The sequence below is a fragment of the Candidatus Zixiibacteriota bacterium genome, from assembly GCA_020853795.1.
Classification (GTDB): Bacteria; Zixibacteria; MSB-5A5; order CAIYYT01; family CAIYYT01; genus JADJGC01.
Genome location: JADYYF010000165.1, coordinates 18946 through 36435, shown reverse-complemented (window position 1 = coordinate 36435; position 17490 = coordinate 18946). Strand labels below are relative to the sequence as shown.

Annotated in this window: 18 protein-coding genes; 1 reads left to right on the top strand and 17 read right to left on the bottom strand. The window is 58.7% G+C overall.

Going from position 1 to position 17490, the window contains the following annotated elements:
• From IT585_12955 to IT585_12880, 16 genes are all read right to left on the bottom strand, one after another.
• On the bottom strand, positions 1-377 hold a 377-nt coding region (locus IT585_12955; protein ID MCC6964154.1), incomplete at its 3' end, for an aminodeoxychorismate synthase, component I.
• A 149-nt stretch (positions 378-526) separates the two neighbouring features.
• Positions 527-835 (bottom strand): hypothetical protein, encoded by a 309-nt coding sequence (locus tag IT585_12950; protein ID MCC6964153.1) that lies wholly within the window; start codon positions 833-835, stop codon positions 527-529.
• Positions 832-1314, bottom strand: coding sequence for a hydrogenase maturation protease (locus IT585_12945; protein MCC6964152.1), 483 nt, complete (start codon positions 1312-1314; stop codon positions 832-834). Before IT585_12945 ends, IT585_12950 begins: the two co-directional genes overlap by 4 nt.
• A gap of 1 nt (position 1315) precedes the next feature.
• Positions 1316-2794: a Ni/Fe hydrogenase subunit alpha gene (locus IT585_12940; GenBank protein ID MCC6964151.1), complete on the bottom strand. Its 1479-nt coding sequence runs from the start codon at positions 2792-2794 to the stop codon at positions 1316-1318.
• Positions 2791-3762: an oxidoreductase gene (locus IT585_12935; protein MCC6964150.1), complete on the bottom strand. Its 972-nt coding sequence runs from the start codon at positions 3760-3762 to the stop codon at positions 2791-2793. Before IT585_12935 ends, IT585_12940 begins: the two co-directional genes overlap by 4 nt.
• Complete coding sequence (locus IT585_12930; protein MCC6964149.1) at positions 3755-4204, bottom strand: hydrogenase iron-sulfur subunit; 450 nt, start codon at positions 4202-4204, stop codon at positions 3755-3757. The genes IT585_12935 and IT585_12930 overlap by 8 nt, the downstream gene beginning before the upstream one ends.
• Entirely contained in the window at positions 4201-5958 is a 1758-nt protein-coding gene (locus tag IT585_12925) for a 4Fe-4S dicluster domain-containing protein (GenBank protein ID MCC6964148.1), read from the bottom strand. Before IT585_12925 ends, IT585_12930 begins: the two co-directional genes overlap by 4 nt.
• A gap of 8 nt (positions 5959-5966) precedes the next feature.
• Positions 5967-7982, bottom strand: a complete 2016-nt coding sequence (locus tag IT585_12920) for an SLBB domain-containing protein (protein ID MCC6964147.1) — start codon at positions 7980-7982, stop codon at positions 5967-5969.
• Positions 7979-8503, bottom strand: a complete 525-nt coding sequence (locus IT585_12915; GenBank protein ID MCC6964146.1) for an NAD(P)H-dependent oxidoreductase subunit E — start codon at positions 8501-8503, stop codon at positions 7979-7981. Before IT585_12915 ends, IT585_12920 begins: the two co-directional genes overlap by 4 nt.
• Positions 8500-9483 carry a CoB--CoM heterodisulfide reductase iron-sulfur subunit A family protein gene (locus tag IT585_12910; GenBank protein MCC6964145.1) on the bottom strand — a complete coding sequence of 328 codons (984 nt, stop codon included), beginning with the start codon at positions 9481-9483 and terminating at the stop codon, positions 8500-8502. The genes IT585_12915 and IT585_12910 overlap by 4 nt, the downstream gene beginning before the upstream one ends.
• Complete coding sequence (locus IT585_12905) at positions 9480-10358, bottom strand: CoB--CoM heterodisulfide reductase iron-sulfur subunit B family protein (GenBank protein MCC6964144.1); 879 nt, start codon at positions 10356-10358, stop codon at positions 9480-9482. The genes IT585_12910 and IT585_12905 overlap by 4 nt, the downstream gene beginning before the upstream one ends.
• A complete protein-coding gene (locus IT585_12900; GenBank protein MCC6964143.1) occupies positions 10358-10945 on the bottom strand; it encodes a 4Fe-4S dicluster domain-containing protein in 588 nt (195 codons plus the stop codon). Before IT585_12900 ends, IT585_12905 begins: the two co-directional genes overlap by 1 nt.
• 297 nt (positions 10946-11242) lie before the next feature.
• Positions 11243-11794: a GTP cyclohydrolase I FolE gene (folE, locus tag IT585_12895; protein MCC6964142.1), complete on the bottom strand. Its 552-nt coding sequence runs from the start codon at positions 11792-11794 to the stop codon at positions 11243-11245.
• A 99-nt stretch (positions 11795-11893) separates the two neighbouring features.
• Positions 11894-12460 carry a hypothetical protein gene (locus tag IT585_12890; protein ID MCC6964141.1) on the bottom strand — a complete coding sequence of 189 codons (567 nt, stop codon included), beginning with the start codon at positions 12458-12460 and terminating at the stop codon, positions 11894-11896.
• 182 nt (positions 12461-12642) lie between these two features.
• Positions 12643-14457 carry a hypothetical protein gene (locus tag IT585_12885; GenBank protein MCC6964140.1) on the bottom strand — a complete coding sequence of 605 codons (1815 nt, stop codon included), beginning with the start codon at positions 14455-14457 and terminating at the stop codon, positions 12643-12645.
• Positions 14458-14572: 115 nt separating this feature from the next.
• On the bottom strand, positions 14573-15520 hold the full coding sequence (locus IT585_12880; GenBank protein ID MCC6964139.1) for a carbohydrate kinase family protein: 948 nt from the start codon (positions 15518-15520) through the stop codon (positions 14573-14575).
• Positions 15521-15533: 13 nt separating this feature from the next.
• Between IT585_12880 and IT585_12875 the strand changes: the two genes are divergently transcribed.
• Complete coding sequence (locus tag IT585_12875; GenBank protein ID MCC6964138.1) at positions 15534-16748, top strand: glycosyltransferase family 4 protein; 1215 nt, start codon at positions 15534-15536, stop codon at positions 16746-16748.
• Here the strand turns inward: IT585_12875 and IT585_12870 are convergent.
• Positions 16745-17416: an SH3 domain-containing protein gene (locus IT585_12870; protein MCC6964137.1), complete on the bottom strand. Its 672-nt coding sequence runs from the start codon at positions 17414-17416 to the stop codon at positions 16745-16747. The genes IT585_12875 and IT585_12870 overlap by 4 nt on opposite strands.
• Positions 17417-17490 lie beyond the last annotated feature (74 nt).

Sequence of the window (17490 nt, the reverse complement as noted above, 5' to 3'; positions counted from 1 at the left end):
CGGGCGATGGCCCGTTTGATTGCGTCAAATCTCTCCCGGTACTCGTTGCGATTGACTGTCGGCTGCCATTCGCCGAGGCGATAGGTAGGCTCGGCGACCGCGGTCGGTTCAGGCACGATTTGCGGCTTGCGAAAGAGGCCGAACCAGAGCAGCGGGAAATCAGTTAGAGGATGGGTCGTAAGAGCGCGGTCGAACGCGGAGGCGGCCTCGTAACTGATGAATCCGGCGGCAAAGAGCCGTTCGCGGTTGACGAGTTCCTCGATGAGGCGCAGAGACTTCACGACACCATCGATACTGCGCGTGGCGACAACGTGCAGGGGGCGGGCAAAGTGCAGCCAGTGGCGGTTCGGGCAATTGAAGAGCAGTACTTGCGTCATCAGCATCCTCGGACAGCGAATATCGTAAATACGCAATCGATTTGATTCAAATGAATTGGGAAGATAATGAGTGGAGGAAAAACTCAAGGGCGGGTTGGATAGCCCGCCCTGCGGAGGCTCGCAAAACCGCGCAAGCGTTACTTTCGGAACTAACCGGTTTTGTGAGGCTTGAAAGCGAAGTCCTTGAGGCTCATCGATTCCGGAACCGGATAGACGCCGGCGCCGGAACAGAGCGGACAGGGATTCTTGTCAACCTGGCGGACTTCAATCATGCCGGTACCGTTGCAGGCATAGCAGGTTTGACCGGAAAAACTCGTCCCCTTGCCCTGGCAATAGGCGCACATGTGCGCGTGGTCGGGAGTCAAGCAACGATTATCGACCCAACCGCGGCCCTGGCATTCGGGGCAGGTTTTCGGCGGACCCTCCGGCGAGGGACTTGGCCGTCGTTCAGTGGTCATATTGCGGTCTCCGTTGAATGAGCTGCCATCCAGCGCTCGATGCTCTTGAGAGCCGGATCGATGGCTGCCGCCACGGTTCCGGTCAACTCCTCGCTCAGCGTGGTATTGTCGGCGACTTCGACAGCAAGGACGTCGATGTGATCGGGCATCTGGTAACCCATCTTTCGGCCCAGTTCCAGGGCCGTCGGAAGATTGATCTGGTGGCTGGTGGTGAGTCCCTTGGACGGTGCCAATTGACCCATCGGGAAGAAGTGCAGGGTTCCGGGCCGAACCTTGCCGGTCTGGATACTGTCGACGACGAGTACCTTCTCGCGTTGTTCCAGCAAGTCGAGCAGGTGAAATCCCGCGACCGGGGCAAACATCACTTCGACGCGATCGTGTTGATACGCCGAGTGGTCCAATAGTCGCGCGATGACCGGTCCGAAGGCATCATCGCTGAGCACTTCGTTCCCGAGGCACAGCACCAGGATCGGTTTCAAATTATCTCCTCGCGACCTCGACGATTTCGCCGGTGGTCGCGTCATGCACGATGACTTCGAGCGGCATTTCGCCCGGCAGCGAATGCGTCGCGCAGCCAAAGCAGGGGTCGTAGGCGCGGAAGGCCATCTCGATACGATTGAGAACGCCGTCCGTAATCTTGGAGCCCTTCTTGATCAGACCCTCGGCAGCACGCTTGATCGACATCGTGATCGGCGCGTTGTTGTTGGTCGTGCCGACGATCAGATTGGCTTCGGTGACGATGCCGTTCTGATCAGTCTTGTAGTGATGCGTCAGCGTGCCGCGCGGCGCCTCGACGATGCCGACGCCTTCGCCGACAATCCCGGTCGGAACGTTCAGAACGTTGGGCGAGAGGATTTCCTCGTCCTGTGCCTGCTGCAGCGTGGCCTCACAGGCAAAGACCAGCTCGACAACGCGCGCCCAGTGAGTCGCAAGCGTTGAATGTACCGGCTTCTTGCCGGAGCGGTCGCCGGTGAGGGTCTCGTAATAGCGTTCGTATTCGGCTTGCGCCAGTGGCGTGGCCATTCCGTCGGAGACATTGAGGCGCGACAGCGGCGATGCCTTGTAGACGCCGGAATCCATGCCGTCGACAAAGCCCTTCCAACCGACCTTCTTCAGGAACGGGTACTTCAGGTACGAATAGGGCTCGACGTGTTCGGCTACATAGTCAAGGTAGTTCTTCGGCTCGTACTGCGCGTGCTTACTGCCATCAGGCGCAGTAACACGGACCTCGCCGTCGTAAAAGGTCACGTGGCCGTTCGAATCGACCAGCCCCATGTTGTAGGTCTGGTGCGTGTAAGTATCGGACAGGATCAGGTCAACATAGGCCTTGTTCGCCAGCACGACATCATTGAGCACCTGAACCGTAAATTTGGCGAACTCCACCATCTCCTGCCCAATCTTGATGATCTCCTGCTGTTCTTCTTTAGTGATGCCCTTGCTGAGACCGCCGGGCAATGACGTTACCGGATGCACCTTCTTGCCACCGATGATTTCGATGACCCGCTGGCCGCGGGCGCGTTGGGCGATCACCTTCTTGCCGGCGTCGATGCCGACTTTGGCAATCACGCCGAGGATATTGCGTTCCGCCTTGGGGGCATCGGGACCGCAGACAAAATCGGGGCCGCCGAGCGCATAGAAGTGGGTGGTGTGGTCGCCGGCATAAAAGGCATTGTACATCAGCTCGCGCAGTTTACGCGCCGCCGGCGGAATGGTGACGCCATAGACCGCGTCGGCGGCTTTGGCAGCGGCCATGTGATGGGCATCGGGACAGACGCCGCAGATGCGGGTCGTAATGCGGGCTAATTCTTCCACCGGGCGTCCCTGGCAGAATTTCTCAAAGCCACGCAGCTCCGGAATCTGGAAGTAGCAGTTGGCCAGTCCGCCATCGTCGTTGACGAAGAGGTGAATCTTGCCGTGGCCTTCCAGCCGGGTGATCGGGTCAATAACTATGCTCTTCATACCTGGGCCCTCCGCAGCAATGAGCCGGCGAGACTGAAGCGATAAAAGGTCCCGAGCGGATCGGGAATCGTGCTGATGATCTGCTCGATTTCCTCCGGGTCGGTGGAGTCGATAACGCTCGCCAGTGCCGACACCATCTTGGCGCCTTGATCGCGGACGTTGGACGGCAGGCCGTAGCAGCCGCGACAGGGAACGCCGGCCTTGACGCATTTGGCGCCACAACCGGAGCGGGTCGCCGGACCGAGGCAAACAATCCCTTGTTCCATCAGGCACAGGTTCGGATCAGTAACTTTCTGGAACGGGCGGATGAAGGACTTGATCTTCTTGACGTTGCGTTCGCGCGGGCATTCATCGCAGCACGACTTCTCGGTCGCGCCGAGGACGGTGCCTTTGGGCGGAAGCGGCTTGCCGGTTTTCAGGATATCAATAACGGTCAGCACCGCGGATGCGATCTGGTCTGATTGCGGTGGGCAGCCGGGGATGTAGTAGTCGACTTCGACCACTTGGTCGAGCGTACGCACCGTATTCCAGAACTTCGGGATGGTGATCTTCCCTTCGGGAACTTCAACCTCCGGCTGCGGTAAAACGCTGCCGCCATTGGCCAGCGACGGTGACTTGTGATAGACGTAATCGAGGATTGATTCTTTGTCAAAGAAGTTGGCGAGTGCCGGGATACAGCCTTCACCGGCGCAACTGCCGAACGCCACCAGCACCACCGACTTCTGCCGCAGGAGCTGCGCCAGCTCGTAGTTTTCGCTGGTGCGAATGGCGCCGTTGAAGAGCGTGACGGTGATCGACTTATCGTCCATGGCGCGGACGTCGTCGTACTTGAAGTCCATCGCACAGGGCCAGAAGACGAGGTCAAAGAACTCCGTGACCGCGAGGATCTTCTCCTCGATGTCGAGGATCGCGATATCGCAACCGCCGCAGGACGACGCCCAGTAGATCGCGAGTTTCGGTTTAGGCATGCTGATGCACCTCCTCGGCATTGGGATCGAACTTGTAGTCGCGCAGCTCAAACGGACCCAGCGCGCGGACTTGCTCGGTGAATTCGGAAATGACCTGCTGGAATCGGCCGCCTTCCGAGGCTGAGACCCATTCCAGACGCAGACGCCGGCGGTCGATGCCCATCGCTTCGATCAACCGCTGTGTCATCGGCAGTCGGCGCATGCACTTGTAGTTGCCGTCGATGTAGTGGCAGTCGCCGGGATGGCAGCCGCAAACCAGCACACCATCGGCGCCGCGCCGAAACGCATCGAGAATGAAGGACGGATCGACGCGGCCGGAACACATGACGCGGATGGCCATTACGTTCGGCGGGTAGTGCATGCGCGCCGTTCCGGCCAAATCGGCACCGGTATAGCTGCACCAATTGCAGAGGAATCCGACGATTCTTGGTTCAAATGTCATGACAACATCCCCTCGATCTGCGCATAGATCTGTTCATCGGTGAAGTGCCGCCCCTTGATCGCCCCGGACGGACAGGCGGCCACGCAGGTCCCGCAAGCCTTGCAGAGCGCCGAATTTACATGGCTCAGCTTCTTGACGGCATCAAAGTCGATGGCCCGGTATGGGCAAAGGTCATTGCAGATGCGGCAGCCGGAGCAGAGTTCCTCGTTAACCTCGGCATAGGTGGCATCCATCAGCACCTCGCCCTGGCACAACAATTTCATTACTTGAGCCGCGGCAGCCGAGCCCTGCGCCACGGAGTCGGGAATATCCTTGGCGCCCTGGCAGACACCGGCGAGGAATACGCCCTCGGTAGCGGTCGAGACCGGTCCCAACTTGGGATGCGACTCGATGAACCAGCCGTCAGCGCCGACCGAGATGTTGAACTTGCGCGCCACGTCTTTGGCGTCATGGCGGGCTTCCAACGCGGTGCACAAAACCACCATGTCAACCGGGATCTCGCGGAACTTGCCGATCATGGTGTCCTCGCAGCGGACGATCAGGTGGCCTTCGGCGGCCTGCCTGTGCGAAGACGGGACGACCTCGGCGCCCTTGCCGCGAATGACATTGCCACCCTCGTCGAGGATACGCTGGTAGAATTCCTCGTAACCCTTGCCGAAGGCGCGCATGTCGATATAGAACTGGTAGACGTCGGCCTTGGTTTTCTCCTTGATCAGGTGGGCGAATTTCAGCGCATACATACAGCAGACACGGCTGCAATACTTGTGCTGATGCTCGTCGCGGCTGCCGACGCAGTGGAGGATGGCGATCCGTTTTGGCTCGTCGCCGTTCTCGAGATAAATCTTGCCGCCCGTGGGGCCGGCAGCGTTGTTCATCCGCTCGAATTCGATCGACGTGATGACATTCGGGTACTTGCCGTAGCCATACTGCTTCATCGGAGTCGGGTCGAAATCATCAAAACCGGTGGCGAGCACAATCGCTCCCACTTCCAGCTCCACAACTTCCGGACGATCGCCGTAATCGATACAATCTTTCGGACACACCTTGGAGCAGATCATACAGCCACCGGTTTTATAATGAATACAGTTTTCGCGGACGATGACGGGGACATTGGGCACAGCCTGGCGGAAGGGCAGCGTAATTGCCGCGTTCGGGCCGAGGCTCATTTCGCGATGATTAATGGCGCGCTCTTCGATGTCCTCCATGCGGATATAGCCGGTCGGACAGATCTTGGCGCAAGCACCGCAGAGGATGCAGGCCTCCGACTCGCGTTCGAACGGCGTTGAGAGGTCGCGATTGCTGCCGCGATTGACAAAGGTCAGCGCGTGCGCGCCGACGACCTCGTCGCAGAACCGCACACAGAGACCGCAGAGAATGCAGGTGTACTCGCCGGTGCCGAAGCGGGGTTCGGTGATGCCGAACTTGTCGGCCAGGCGTTCGAGCACCGGGGACGGCGCGCAATTGGCCATCAGCATCTCGAGGTTCGTACGGCGGGCGTTCACCACGCGGGCGGTGTCGGTGTAGATCTCGAGACCCTCCCAGGTCGGGTAATTGCAGGCCGTCACGATTTTGCTCCAGCCACGGCCGTTGCGGGCCTCAACGCAGCAAATCCGGCAGGCGGCGTAGGGACTCATGTGCGGGTAGAAGCAGAGCGTCGGGATATCGATGCCGAGCGCTCGGGCGGCCTCGAGTACGTATGAGCCTTCTTCCACCGTGATCGGTTGACCGTCGATCTTGATATTGACAGTTGCCATACTTCCTCCTACGCCACCGGCGCCGGCTGTTTGTCGGTTATCCGGGGCTGCCACATTTCGCGCGCGCGTTGTTGGATACGGTCGCCTTCACCGCGCTTGACCCGTTTGATCGAGTTATAGCGGCAGATCTGGTAGCACGCGCCGCACTGGATGCACTTATCCTGGATGATCACGTGCAGACGTTTCGGTTCACCGATGATTGCCGCCGTCGGACACGGCTTGACGCAGGCGTGACAGCCGGTACAGGTGTTGTCGATCGCGTGCGCCACCAGATCCTTGCAGACGCCCGCCGGACAACGTTTGTCGCGGACGTGGGCGATGTACTCCTGCCGGAAGTAGCGGATCGTCGACAGCACCGGGTTCGGCGCCGATCCGCCCAGCTGGCAGAGACTGGTGTCAATAATCACCTGTGATAATTGCTCGAGGTAGGTGATATCCTCCATCGTGCCTTCGCCGTGGCAGATCTTGTTCAGGATGTTGAGCATCACAACGATGCCTTCGCGACAGGGCAGACACTTGCCGCACGATTCTTCCTGCAGGAAATTGAGGAAGTAGCGGGCGACATCCACCATGCAGGAGTCTTCGTCCATGACGATCATGCCGCCGGATCCCATCATCGAGCCGGCGCGCGTCAATTCATCGAAATCGACCGGCAGGTCGAGCAGGCTGTGCGGCTCGTCGTCTTCGTTGATGTCACCATGGGCGACCAAGCTGTCGTGAATCGCCGCATCGGACGTCTCCACGATCAGCGTGCCGCCGGAAGGACCGCCGGTCTGGACGGCTTTGAATCGTTTGTTGTTCGGGACGCCGCCGCCGATATCATAGAGAATCTCGCGCAGCGTGATGCCCATTGGCACTTCGACCAAGCCGGTGTTGTTGACTTTGCCGGTCAAGGCGAACACCTTGGTGCCTTTGGAGCCTTCGGTGCCGATCGAAGCGAACCACTCGGGGCCGCGCTCGACGATCAGCGGGATATTGGCCCAGGTCTCAACGTTGTTGAGATTGGACGGTTTATCATTGAACCCGGCTTCGACCGTGTGGATGTATTTGGCGCGCGGCTCGCCGACCTTGCCTTCGAGCGAGGCCATCAGCGCGGTCGACTCACCGCAGACGAATGCGCCGCCGCCGCGAGAAATCTCGATGTCGAAGTTGAAGCCGGTGCCGAGAATGTTCTGGCCGAGGAGGCCGTATTCCCGTGCCTGGTTGATCGCGATCGTCAGGTTCTTGACCGCCAGCGGGTACTCGTTGCGGACGTAAACGAAACCGTCGGTGCTGCCGATAGCGAAGGCGCCGATAACCATGCCTTCGATCACCGAATGCGGGTTGCCCTCCAGCAGTGAGCGGTTCATGAAGGCGCCGGGATCACCCTCGTCGGCGTTGCAGATGATGTACTTCGGTTCGCCCTTCGCCCTGCGGCATGACTCCCATTTCTTTCCGGTCGGGAAGCCACCGCCGCCGCGTCCGCGCAGGCCGGATTTCTTGACGATGTCGATCACCTGTTCCGGTTTCATTGTCGTCAGCGCCTTAACCATGGCCTGGTAGCCACCGAGCAGGATGTAGTCGGAGATCGAGGTCGGATCCATGTAGCCGTTCCTGCCGAAAATCAGGCGCATCTGCTTGCGGTAGAAGGGAATATCTTTCTCGAGCTTGATCACCTGTTGCGACTGCGGGTCTTTGTACAGCAGCTTGTTTACTAGCTTCCCGCCCTTGATGGTCTGTTCCCAGATCAATTTGGCGTCGGCGGGACGAACGCGCTGGTAAAAGACGCCTTGTGGTTGAATGACGACCAGTGGTCCGCGTTCACAGAAGCCGTGGCAGCCGGTTGTCTTCAGCTCGACTTCATTTTCCATGTGGTCAGACGCGAGCAACTCGCGAAACGTCTTGGCAACGCTTTCGCAGCCGCACGCCAGGCAGCCGGTGCCGGCACAGACAGTGATGACAGTCTTGTTGACGTTGCGGTTGTGCTGCAGCTTTTCGCGCAGCTGCTGTAAGTCGGCCGTTGTCTTCAGGACAGGGTCTTTCATCCGGCCACCTCGTCTTTCTTGGCACTCAATTTGCCGGCGCGGATGTCATTCAGCATTTGCTCCGTCTTGGAGACCGTCATGTTGCCGTAGTAGATGTCGTTGGCCGTGACGAGCGGTCCAAGGGCGCAGGCCCCGAGGCAGTTCACGGTTTCCAGGCTGATCTCGCCGTCGGGCGTAGTCTCACCGGGCTCGATCTTGAGGTCGCGCCGGAGCTTGTCGACAATGACGGTGGCCTGCCGCACATGACAGGCGGTACCGGTGCAGACGCAGACGTGGTTCTTGCCCTTCGGCTTCAAGCTGAAGGACCGATAGAACGTTGCGACGCCGTAAATCTGCGCGATCGGCAGCTTCATCGACTTGGAAACGGCGTGCATGGCCGATTCCGGCAAGTAGCGGTAGTGTTTCTGGATATCCTGCAAGATCATGATCAGCGCGGATGGTTTCGCACCATACTCGGCGACGATCTTGTCGATGGCTTCCTGAACATCATATTCTTCAGGCTTGACTGCAGTCGTTGTCATTGCTGTTGCACCTCCACTTGGACCGGCTGCGACTCCGGCGTCGGCAGGTTCTCCGGCATCGGCTGGGCGGCGGTCAAGACCGTCAGGTCGTGCTTGGGTCCCATGCGCCACTTGTCTTGCACGTCGAGCAGGCGGCCCTCGCGGTAGACACGGCCGCCGAGAGTCATGCGCCGATAGGCCGGAGTCGGCACGCTCGGGCACGCCTCATAGCAAGCGCCGCAGCTATTGCACTTCTTCACGTCGACGTAACGCGGCTTGCGTTTGAGCTTGACGGTGAAATTCCCGAGGTAGCCGGAGACTTCCTCGACTTCGGTCCAGGTCATCAGCCGAATATTCGGATGTTTGCCGACCGAGACCATCTTCGGCGTCAGAATGCAGGCGGCGCAGTCGAGCGTCGGAAACGTCTTGTCGAACTGCGCCATGTGTCCGCCGATCGACGGTTCCTTCTCAACCAGAACCACTTCAAATCCGGCGTCGGCGATCTGCAGGGCGGACTCGATACCGGCAATTCCGGCGCCGACTACGAGCACGCGCTTCTTGATCGGTACGCGCCGCATCTCCAGTGGTTCGTGCAAGCGCACGCGGGCGACGGCAGCGCGAACGAGCGCCATCGCCTTGGTGGTCGCGCCTTTGGAGTCGAGCGTGACCCAGCTGACCTGTTCGCGGATGTTCGCCATTTCGAACAGGTACCGATTGAGACCGGCCGCGGCGCAGGCATTCCGGAAGGTCGGTTCGTGCATCAAGGGACTGCAGGCGGCCACGACGACGCGATTGAGTTTCAGCTCCTTGATATCGCGCTGAATCAGATCCTGACCAGGATCGGAGCACATGAATTTGTAATGGCGAGCGACCACGACGTTCGGGAGCGTGGCTGCCATTTCGGCGACCTTGGCGACGTCAACGGTCTTAGCGATGTTGGTGCCGCAATGGCAGACATATACCCCAACGCGGATTTCCGCGCCGTTGTCTGAGTTGCTCATGTGTGGGCCACCTCCCTTGTCATCAGCCGGCGAGGCGCAATCAGCAGCTTGTCCAGCCCCAATTCCTGGGCCGACAGGCCGAGCGCGACGCCGACCAGATGAGTGAAGTACACGATCGGCAGATCGAGGTGTGAACCGAAGCGGGCGTTGATTTGCTTTTGATAGCCCTCGAGATTGATATGGCAGAGCGGGCACGCGGTGGCGACGACGTCGGCCTTGTTGTCGGCCGCCGCCTGCAGAATCTCGTGACACAGCTTCAAGGCAATGGTATCGTCGGTGGTCATCAGCATGCCGCCGCAGCAGCGCACTTTGAGCGGGTAATGCACGGCTTCGCCGCCGAGGGCGCGAATCAACTGATCCATCGTCTGCGGATCGTCGGTGTCGTCGAAGTAACCGTGCGGTCGGACGATCTGGCAGCCGTAGTAGGGGGCAACCTTCAGGCCGTTCAACGGATTGGTCACCTTCTCCTTGAGTTTCTCCAATCCCAGATCATTGATGAGAATGTCGAGGGGATGGCGAACTTTGACGCTGCCGTCATAGGAAAGTCCGGCTTCGGCCAGGGCCGTGTTGATTTGCTGGCGCTGTTGCGGATTCCAGTTGATCTGGCGGTTGGTCTTGTCCAGAATCGTATAGCAGCTTGAACAGGGAGCACAGACATCGAGCTTCATTTCCTGTGCGAGCGCGAGATTGCGGGCACTGATCGAGTAGCCGACGATTTTTTTCGACGACATGTACATCGTGGCGCCGCAGCAATTCCAGTCTTCGATTTCCCGCAAGCCGATATCGAGGGCCTTAAAGACAGCGCGCATCGACAGATCGTACGGACTGGCGGTGTGTTCGAGACTGCAACCGGGGTAGTAAGCGTACTCGGGCATCAGTATTCTCCGAATTCGTTAGCTTTCTTAATAATGGCCTGAATCTGCTTGACGCGGTTGATCCGCTTCGGCAGCAGCCCCATCCGGCCGTTCTTCATCAGTGACATGCCATAACCGGCACTCGTGAATAATTTCACAAAATTAGACCGCATAAAGTACTTCACGGCCAAACCCAGTTCGTAGTTGCGACCGTACTTGTAGACATTGCGCAAGAAGGCCGAAGACAGACTTTGCACCGGGAAATTGGCGGGGTAGATCTTGCGTTGCATGGCGATTCGCTTCAGCGCATACATCGTGTCGGTCACCTTGATGCCGGCGGGGCACCGCACCGTGCAGGAGTAGCAGGAAGCGCATATCCAGATCGACTTGGAACGCAGCAGTTCCTCGATGCGGCCGGCGCGGAACATGGCCACCATCTGGCGCGGCGTCAGGTCCATAAACTCCGATACCGGGCAGGCGCCGGTGCACGTGCCGCACTGGAGACACTTCTTGATTTTGTGGCCATCGGGGAACGACTCGACCTGCTTCCAGAAGGCGGCCTGCAATTCGGCCTCGGTTGGAGCGAGAAGTTGGATTGAGTCAGTCATATTTCCTTCTATCTTTGAAAGCCCGACACGGAAGATTGCATTTAGCGGCGAGGAATCTCCTCGAGAATGATCACAGTTTGCTCAATCATACGCATCACATAGTAGACGAAATGATCGACGATAGAAAGTATCAGAATTGGCCCGAGTGTCAAGAGAAAAGTTTCACAAAGTGGTATAGAATTGAAGGAGTTGGCGCGTGAGGAGCCTGTCAGCAATTATGCCGGAGATTGGCTCGACAACGGGAATGGGGGAGCCTGAAGGCGCTATTGAGATGCGAGTCGTTGGGTTTGATGGCGATCAGCGGCCGATGAGGTTGAGAAACTCGGCTCTGGTAGCCGGGTCTTCGTGCAACTCGCCCAGCATCGCGGATGTCACCATGACCGAGTTTTGCTTTTCGACACCGCGCATCATCATACAGAGGTGTTGCGCTTCGATCACGACGCCGACCCCGATGGCGCCGGTATATTTTTCGATGGTCTCGGCGATCTGACGAGTGAGGTGCTCCTGGATTTGCAGGCGACGGCCAAAAGCATCGACGACACGGGCAACCTTCGATAGCCCAAGGACTTTGCCGTTGGGGATATAGCCGACATGGCACTTGCCGAAGAACGGCAACAGGTGATGCTCACACATCGAGTACAACTCGATGTTCTTCACCACAACCAGTTCCTGCGTGTCGGACTTGAAGAGGGCGTTGTTCACGAGCTTGTCGATATCCTCTTTGTAACCCTTCATCAGGAACTCGAAAGCCCGAGCGGCGCGGGTCGGTGTTTTGAGTAAGCCCTCCCGGTCGGGATTCTCGCCTACACTTGTTATCAGTTCACGATAAAGTTCTGCCAGTTTGTCCATGGGATCACGCGCTCCTCGGGCGGATTATCAGAGTTTGGCCTGCCGGCGTCTAAGTCGGGGCCGTGTCGATGAGGGAGATACGAAATGATTCTCGGAAAGTCAATCAGCTGTTGATGCCGGCGCGGCCTGATTAATGGGGGCCGCCGGATTGGCCTCGGCGGAAATCAGGATGCAATGAGTTGCCTCCGGAGTCTGTCGCGGCATGATCAGGACTGCGATCGAGCGCTTGACACGCAACCATTGGGTGGAAGGGATCGCCGGCGCCAGGGTGGCTTCAAAGTCATACATGGCGCAGTTGATATCATACAGGCTGCTAACTTTGTACTGCATCAGGACCTGCGGCGGCTTGTTGACAATGCGGACGCGGTTGGCCGCCGACTTTGCATCGGTGAGATCGAGCAGGTGTGGTTTGCGCGGCATCGGCAATCCCAGTAATTCGCCGGGCACATCAAAGCAGGCAATGAACTTGTGCTGTGAATGCGGAAGCGGGATTACCTCGAAGCGGGCCGTCTTGTGGAGCTGCTCGAGCATCGGTTTGTCGGCGACGGAGCCCAGAATCTGATTTACAGTATAGATGACTTCGAGGAATTCCGCCGTGGAATTGACCATGTAGCGGATAGTCTTGACGATACCGTATGGCGTAACTTCAGGCACTTTGGGGTCCATTGTCCACAACACTTCAGATTGCCGACCGAGCAGAACCGGTCACTTCTTGTATCGGCAGTAATTGTGTATTCTTTGTATTCAGTGCAGTGTGAATCAACGCGAGGGAAAGGGCCCGATTGCGTTTCGGATCGGAACGAAATCGAGTCCACGTTAAGTCGGTCGAAGGGGACAGACCAACAAGACTATTGAGCGCGCGAGACGGTGATTCCCCACCGTTGCGGATTGCGAGGTTTGTCGGCATTCCAGCTGCCGAAAGCGTGCGATCCGTCGCTGACGTAGTGAACGCGATAGCGGCCCTTATCGAGCAAAACCTCGGTATCGACCATGCGGTTCTTCTCAGCGCCACCGGCGTGTTTCGTGCGGCGATAGGTCATTTCCCAAACGATGTCGTCGTTGTCGGAGTTCTCGATCCAGCCATAGTCGTACATCTCGTTGCCGGAGCCTTCGCCGAGAGCGTAGATGTGGACCCGGGTCGGCTGCTGAAGGGCAAATGAGGCGGTTTCATCGGCATCGTCGCCGACGCGGATAATGCGGGCGAGGACGTCGCCCGACTCGGTTTCTTCAGTCAATTCGACGATCGGCGGTTGGCTGCCGCCGTTGGCGGCCGCAAACAGCGAGACGCCGTAGTTCTTCTGATCATAGGGCGGAGTGGCATTCCAGTCTCCGTATGAATGAGAATCATCGGTGACGTAGCCGAGCAAGTAGTCACCCTTCGGCAGCGTAATCACTTCATCGGCCAGACGATTCTTCTTGGCACCGCCGGCCGGCTCGGTATTGTCCTCCAACATCAGCCAGATCGGCTCGTCTTCGCCTTCGCGCTCGATCCAGGCGTAGTCGGCAAACTCACGGCTGCCGGGGCTGCATTCGCCGATGGCGTAGACACGCACTTGGCAGTCGCGGGTGACGCGGAAGGGTTTGACTTCCTGAAAGTCGTCGCCGACGCGGACGATGGAGAGCAACGGCATCTGCGACTGCGATTCTTTATAGGGTCGCACTGAAGCCTTGTCGCGCTCATTAACGACGCTGACGCGCACGCCGTAGGCCTCGGGATTGTAGGGTGGGGCGGCGTTCCAGTCATCGTATGAATGCGAATCATCCGTGACATAGTAGAGCAGGTAGTCACCGAGCTCAAGTTGCAGCAGGCGGCGCGACATCTGGTTCTTCTCAGCGCCGCCGGCCCATTCGCGGCGCGTGTTGTCCATCGACCAGATGCGGCGGCGAGAATCGGCGTTGATGATCCAGCCGTAATCGGCGAACGCATCATCCCAGCCGAGGACCTCGCCGATAGCCTGGACTTCGACTTCAACCGGTTTGTCGACAGAGAAACCGACAGAAGTATACTGGTTGTGATCGGGGTGCAAGATTTCCGCAACCGAGAGTTTGGAGGAGTAGTCACAGGTGCTGATCCGGATCGCCGAATTATCACCCTCAATTTCCAGATAGTAGTCATCGAGCAGCTTTTCGGACGCCTTGTCCATCGACACCACGACTCCGGACGACGCGTCTTTACCGAGTTCCATCGCGAGCGCCTGCAGTTCCTTCTCAAGCTGGGCCTCGTTCTTTTTCAGCTTCTTGATGCTCTCTTTGAGTTTGTCCCAATCGAAGTCAATGACGATTCCGCCGAAGCTTCTGACCAGTCCGGCGTAGTAGTAGATCTCGTAGCGTCCGGTTTCGAGTTCAAGGTTACTGTCATAGCGGCGCAGCCACTCTTCGCTGCCGAATTCCTCGGTGCGGTTCCACTCCATGACCCAGATTGGATCGAGCTTGCCGGAAGGGATGATCCAGGCGTAGGCCCACATGCAATCCTGGTCTGCCTCGCCGGCGCCGACGACATCGATATGGATGGTCGTCGGGCGAGTGACTTCAATCGCTTTGCAGTAGACCTCGTTGGGGCGGAAATTCTTGACATTGACGATGGTGGCGGTTTCGGCGGTTGCCGAGGCGACCGCAACGAGCACCGTCAGGGCCGTGATGAGGGAGAAATTGCGCACTTTCATAGAATCGGCTGAGTTCCTTACACTGCTCGTTAGGACCATTATTACCACTCTAAAATACGGATGGGAGAATCGCAAGGTTTCAGCCGTTCAGCCTCCAAATTGCCATTGCCGGCATTTAACGGAGCAAGCCCGTTCTCGGGAGTGTCAGCTTGCGGAACTGACCCCAGTCGATGTCGCTCAGTTGTTGAACAGCGGCCCGCCGGGAGGCCGCAGCGACGGCAAACCGGGCGGCGGCAATGAAGTTGCCGGAAGATAGATACCGGGCGACCAGTGCGGCGGCGAACACATCACCACAGCCGGTGGTGTCGCGCACCGATCGCAGAGCCGGCGCCGGGATCGAATCGATGAGAACTTGCCTGCGTCCCGGCCGCACGCAGACCGCGCCGCGACTGCCCAGCGTGACCAAAAGGGCGCGACACAAGCCCCGCAGGTGCAGTTCGAAAAAGTCGCGCAGATCGGGTTCCCGGCAAGGTGCTCCGGCCAGCAGTTCAAACTCGATTTCATTCATCTGCAGCAGGTCGGCGCAGGCAATCGTCTCGCGCCAATCGCGCGGGCGGCGGAGGAAGCGATCGCCGTTGGCGCGGCGTCCCAGCGTGCGGGAGTGGAAGTCGAGATAGATCAGCGCCGGTGAGCTGTCGCGCAGCCAGCGCAAATTGGCCGTTGTGATGTCGCTGCCGGAGATGTAGTTGACCAGGTAGAGGTCGCAATTTAGCACTTGGCGGAGTTGGTCACGACTAACCGCGCCGACCCAGCCGTGCAGGCGCTCCGACTTGGCGGCGACATCGTGATAGACCAACCGGCACTGGTTGTTTTTGCGCGGGACGACCCGCGTAGCGCGGAGGTCAAGTTGTGGCAACGCCGCGAGCAACCGAAAGATCTCCGGGGCACGGTCGCGGCCGATATTGACGAGCGGAAAGATGCCGGCATCGGGCAGAGTATGCGCCAGTACGTGGAGATTGTAGAGAATGCCGCCGTAGCCTTCGCTGCGACTGCCGTCAGCGCGGATGACGATATCGTGGTTGATGGTGCCGATAACGGCGATCTGAGGCGGGCGTCGAACCATTGCCGGGAAGATAGTGCGCCCGGAGCCGCAATTCACCAATTTCCTGCAAAGGATGGCGTTGATTGACAAGGAGGCGCCGGACTGGTATCGTGGCGGTGTGAATATCGGATTCGATGCCAAGCGTGCCGTTTTCAACCAGACGGGCTTGGGGAACTACTCTCGAACGCTGATTAATTCGCTGGCAACAGCCTTCCCGGAGAATCGGTACATCCTCTACACGCCGGCGCTTCGAGAGAACCAGCGTCTGGAGGCACTACGTCGCCAGCCGGCGGTGAGCCTAACAACCCCCCGCGGTTGGTTCGGCAAGTTGGCACCGGGAATCTGGCGGATTGCCGGTATCGCCGGTCAAGCGCACGCGGACCAGATTTCGGTTTTTCACGGCTTGAGCAACGAACTGCCGATGCGGCTGAACTCGGCGGGAACTAAGTCGGTGGTGACGATTCACGATGTCATCTTCGAGCGATTCCCCGAATTATACCGTAACCACGACCGATTGGTTTATCGTCTCAAAACGCGGCACGCCTGCCGGGCGGCTACGGCAATTGTCGCGGTCAGCCAGCAGAGCAAAGCTGATCTGGTAGAATTCTTCCGGGTCGAGCCGGAGCGAATCAGAGTGATCTATCAGGCCTGCGATTCCTCATTTGTGGCTGCGGTCGGAGACGGTGTCAGGGCTGCGACGCGGCAAAAGTACTGCCTGCCGGCGCAATATCTGCTTTATGTGGGCTCGATCGAGAGACGGAAGAATCTGCTGACGCTCGTGAAGGCCGTGGAGCTGTTGCGCAAGTCGCATGACCCTTATTTGGTAGCTCTGGGCAATGGCAAAGAGTACCTGCAGGAAGTTACGGCCTACATCGAAAAGAACGGTCTCTCCGAGCGTGTGCGGATCATCAGCGATGCCGCGTTCGCCGATTTCCCGGCGATTTATCAGTCAGCCATCGCGCTGGCCTACCCGTCGCTGTTTGAAGGATTCGGCATACCGATACTTGAAGCGCTGTGGAGCAAGGTACCGGTGATCACCACGAAGGGGGGCTGTTTCGCCGAAGCCGGCGGGCCGGCGAGTCTCTATGTTGATTCTCAAAGCGCCGAAGAATTAGCGCACGGGATCAGGCGTATTATCGAAGACTCAACGCTACGCGTCAAGATGATCGCGAGCGGTCTCAGCCACGCACAAAAATTCCGCGGCGACAAAGTGGCGGCAGAGATGATGGCCCTCTATCGCGGCCTTTAGTTGAGCTTTACCTGCGGCTTGCCGCCCTGGAGGCTGACGCGGCCAAGCTCAACACCGGCATCACTGCGCAACACGATCTGCGATCTTTGCGGATCGAATCCACACTTGGTCAGGCACTCACTCCAGAAATCAAACGCGGCTTCGCCTACGGCGGTGCGGTCAGAGGGCGCCAAGTCATTCCAGCGCGAAGCGACTGTCAGAGTCGCCGAGGGAACTTCGGTATCGAGTCCGCCGACACCGACGATGATCTCCAGCATCGGGTTGGCGCGAGTCGCCTCCATCTTAAAGCGCGTCCAGGGATCGACATACTGCTCGCGTGTCAGCAGCGGTTCGTAGATGTAGGCCGTGCGGCCGTCATCCAGTAGAACCTTCCACCACTTGTCGGCATAGTTGACCAGTTTGACCTTCGTGCCGCGCGTCAACTGCGCGACAACATCCGCCGACGTGCTCGGTTGCGAGCGGACGTTGATCTTGTCCTTGATCACCCAGCCGGTTGGCGTGGTATCGGCCGGTTCCGGCGTCGGTTCAGCCGTTGTCGGCGCCGACGACTGCTGTTTGACTTCCGGATCGACCGGCGGTAATGTCGAGGATACTTTCTTGCCGCACCCGGAAACCAGCAACACCAGACAAGTGACGGTACCAATACAGATAAGATATGCTTTGGGCATTGTGCTTCCCTGATGAGTTTTCGTCTTCGCTACTATGGAGAATATCCATCGCCGCAGCGGGAGAGTCAAGGCGA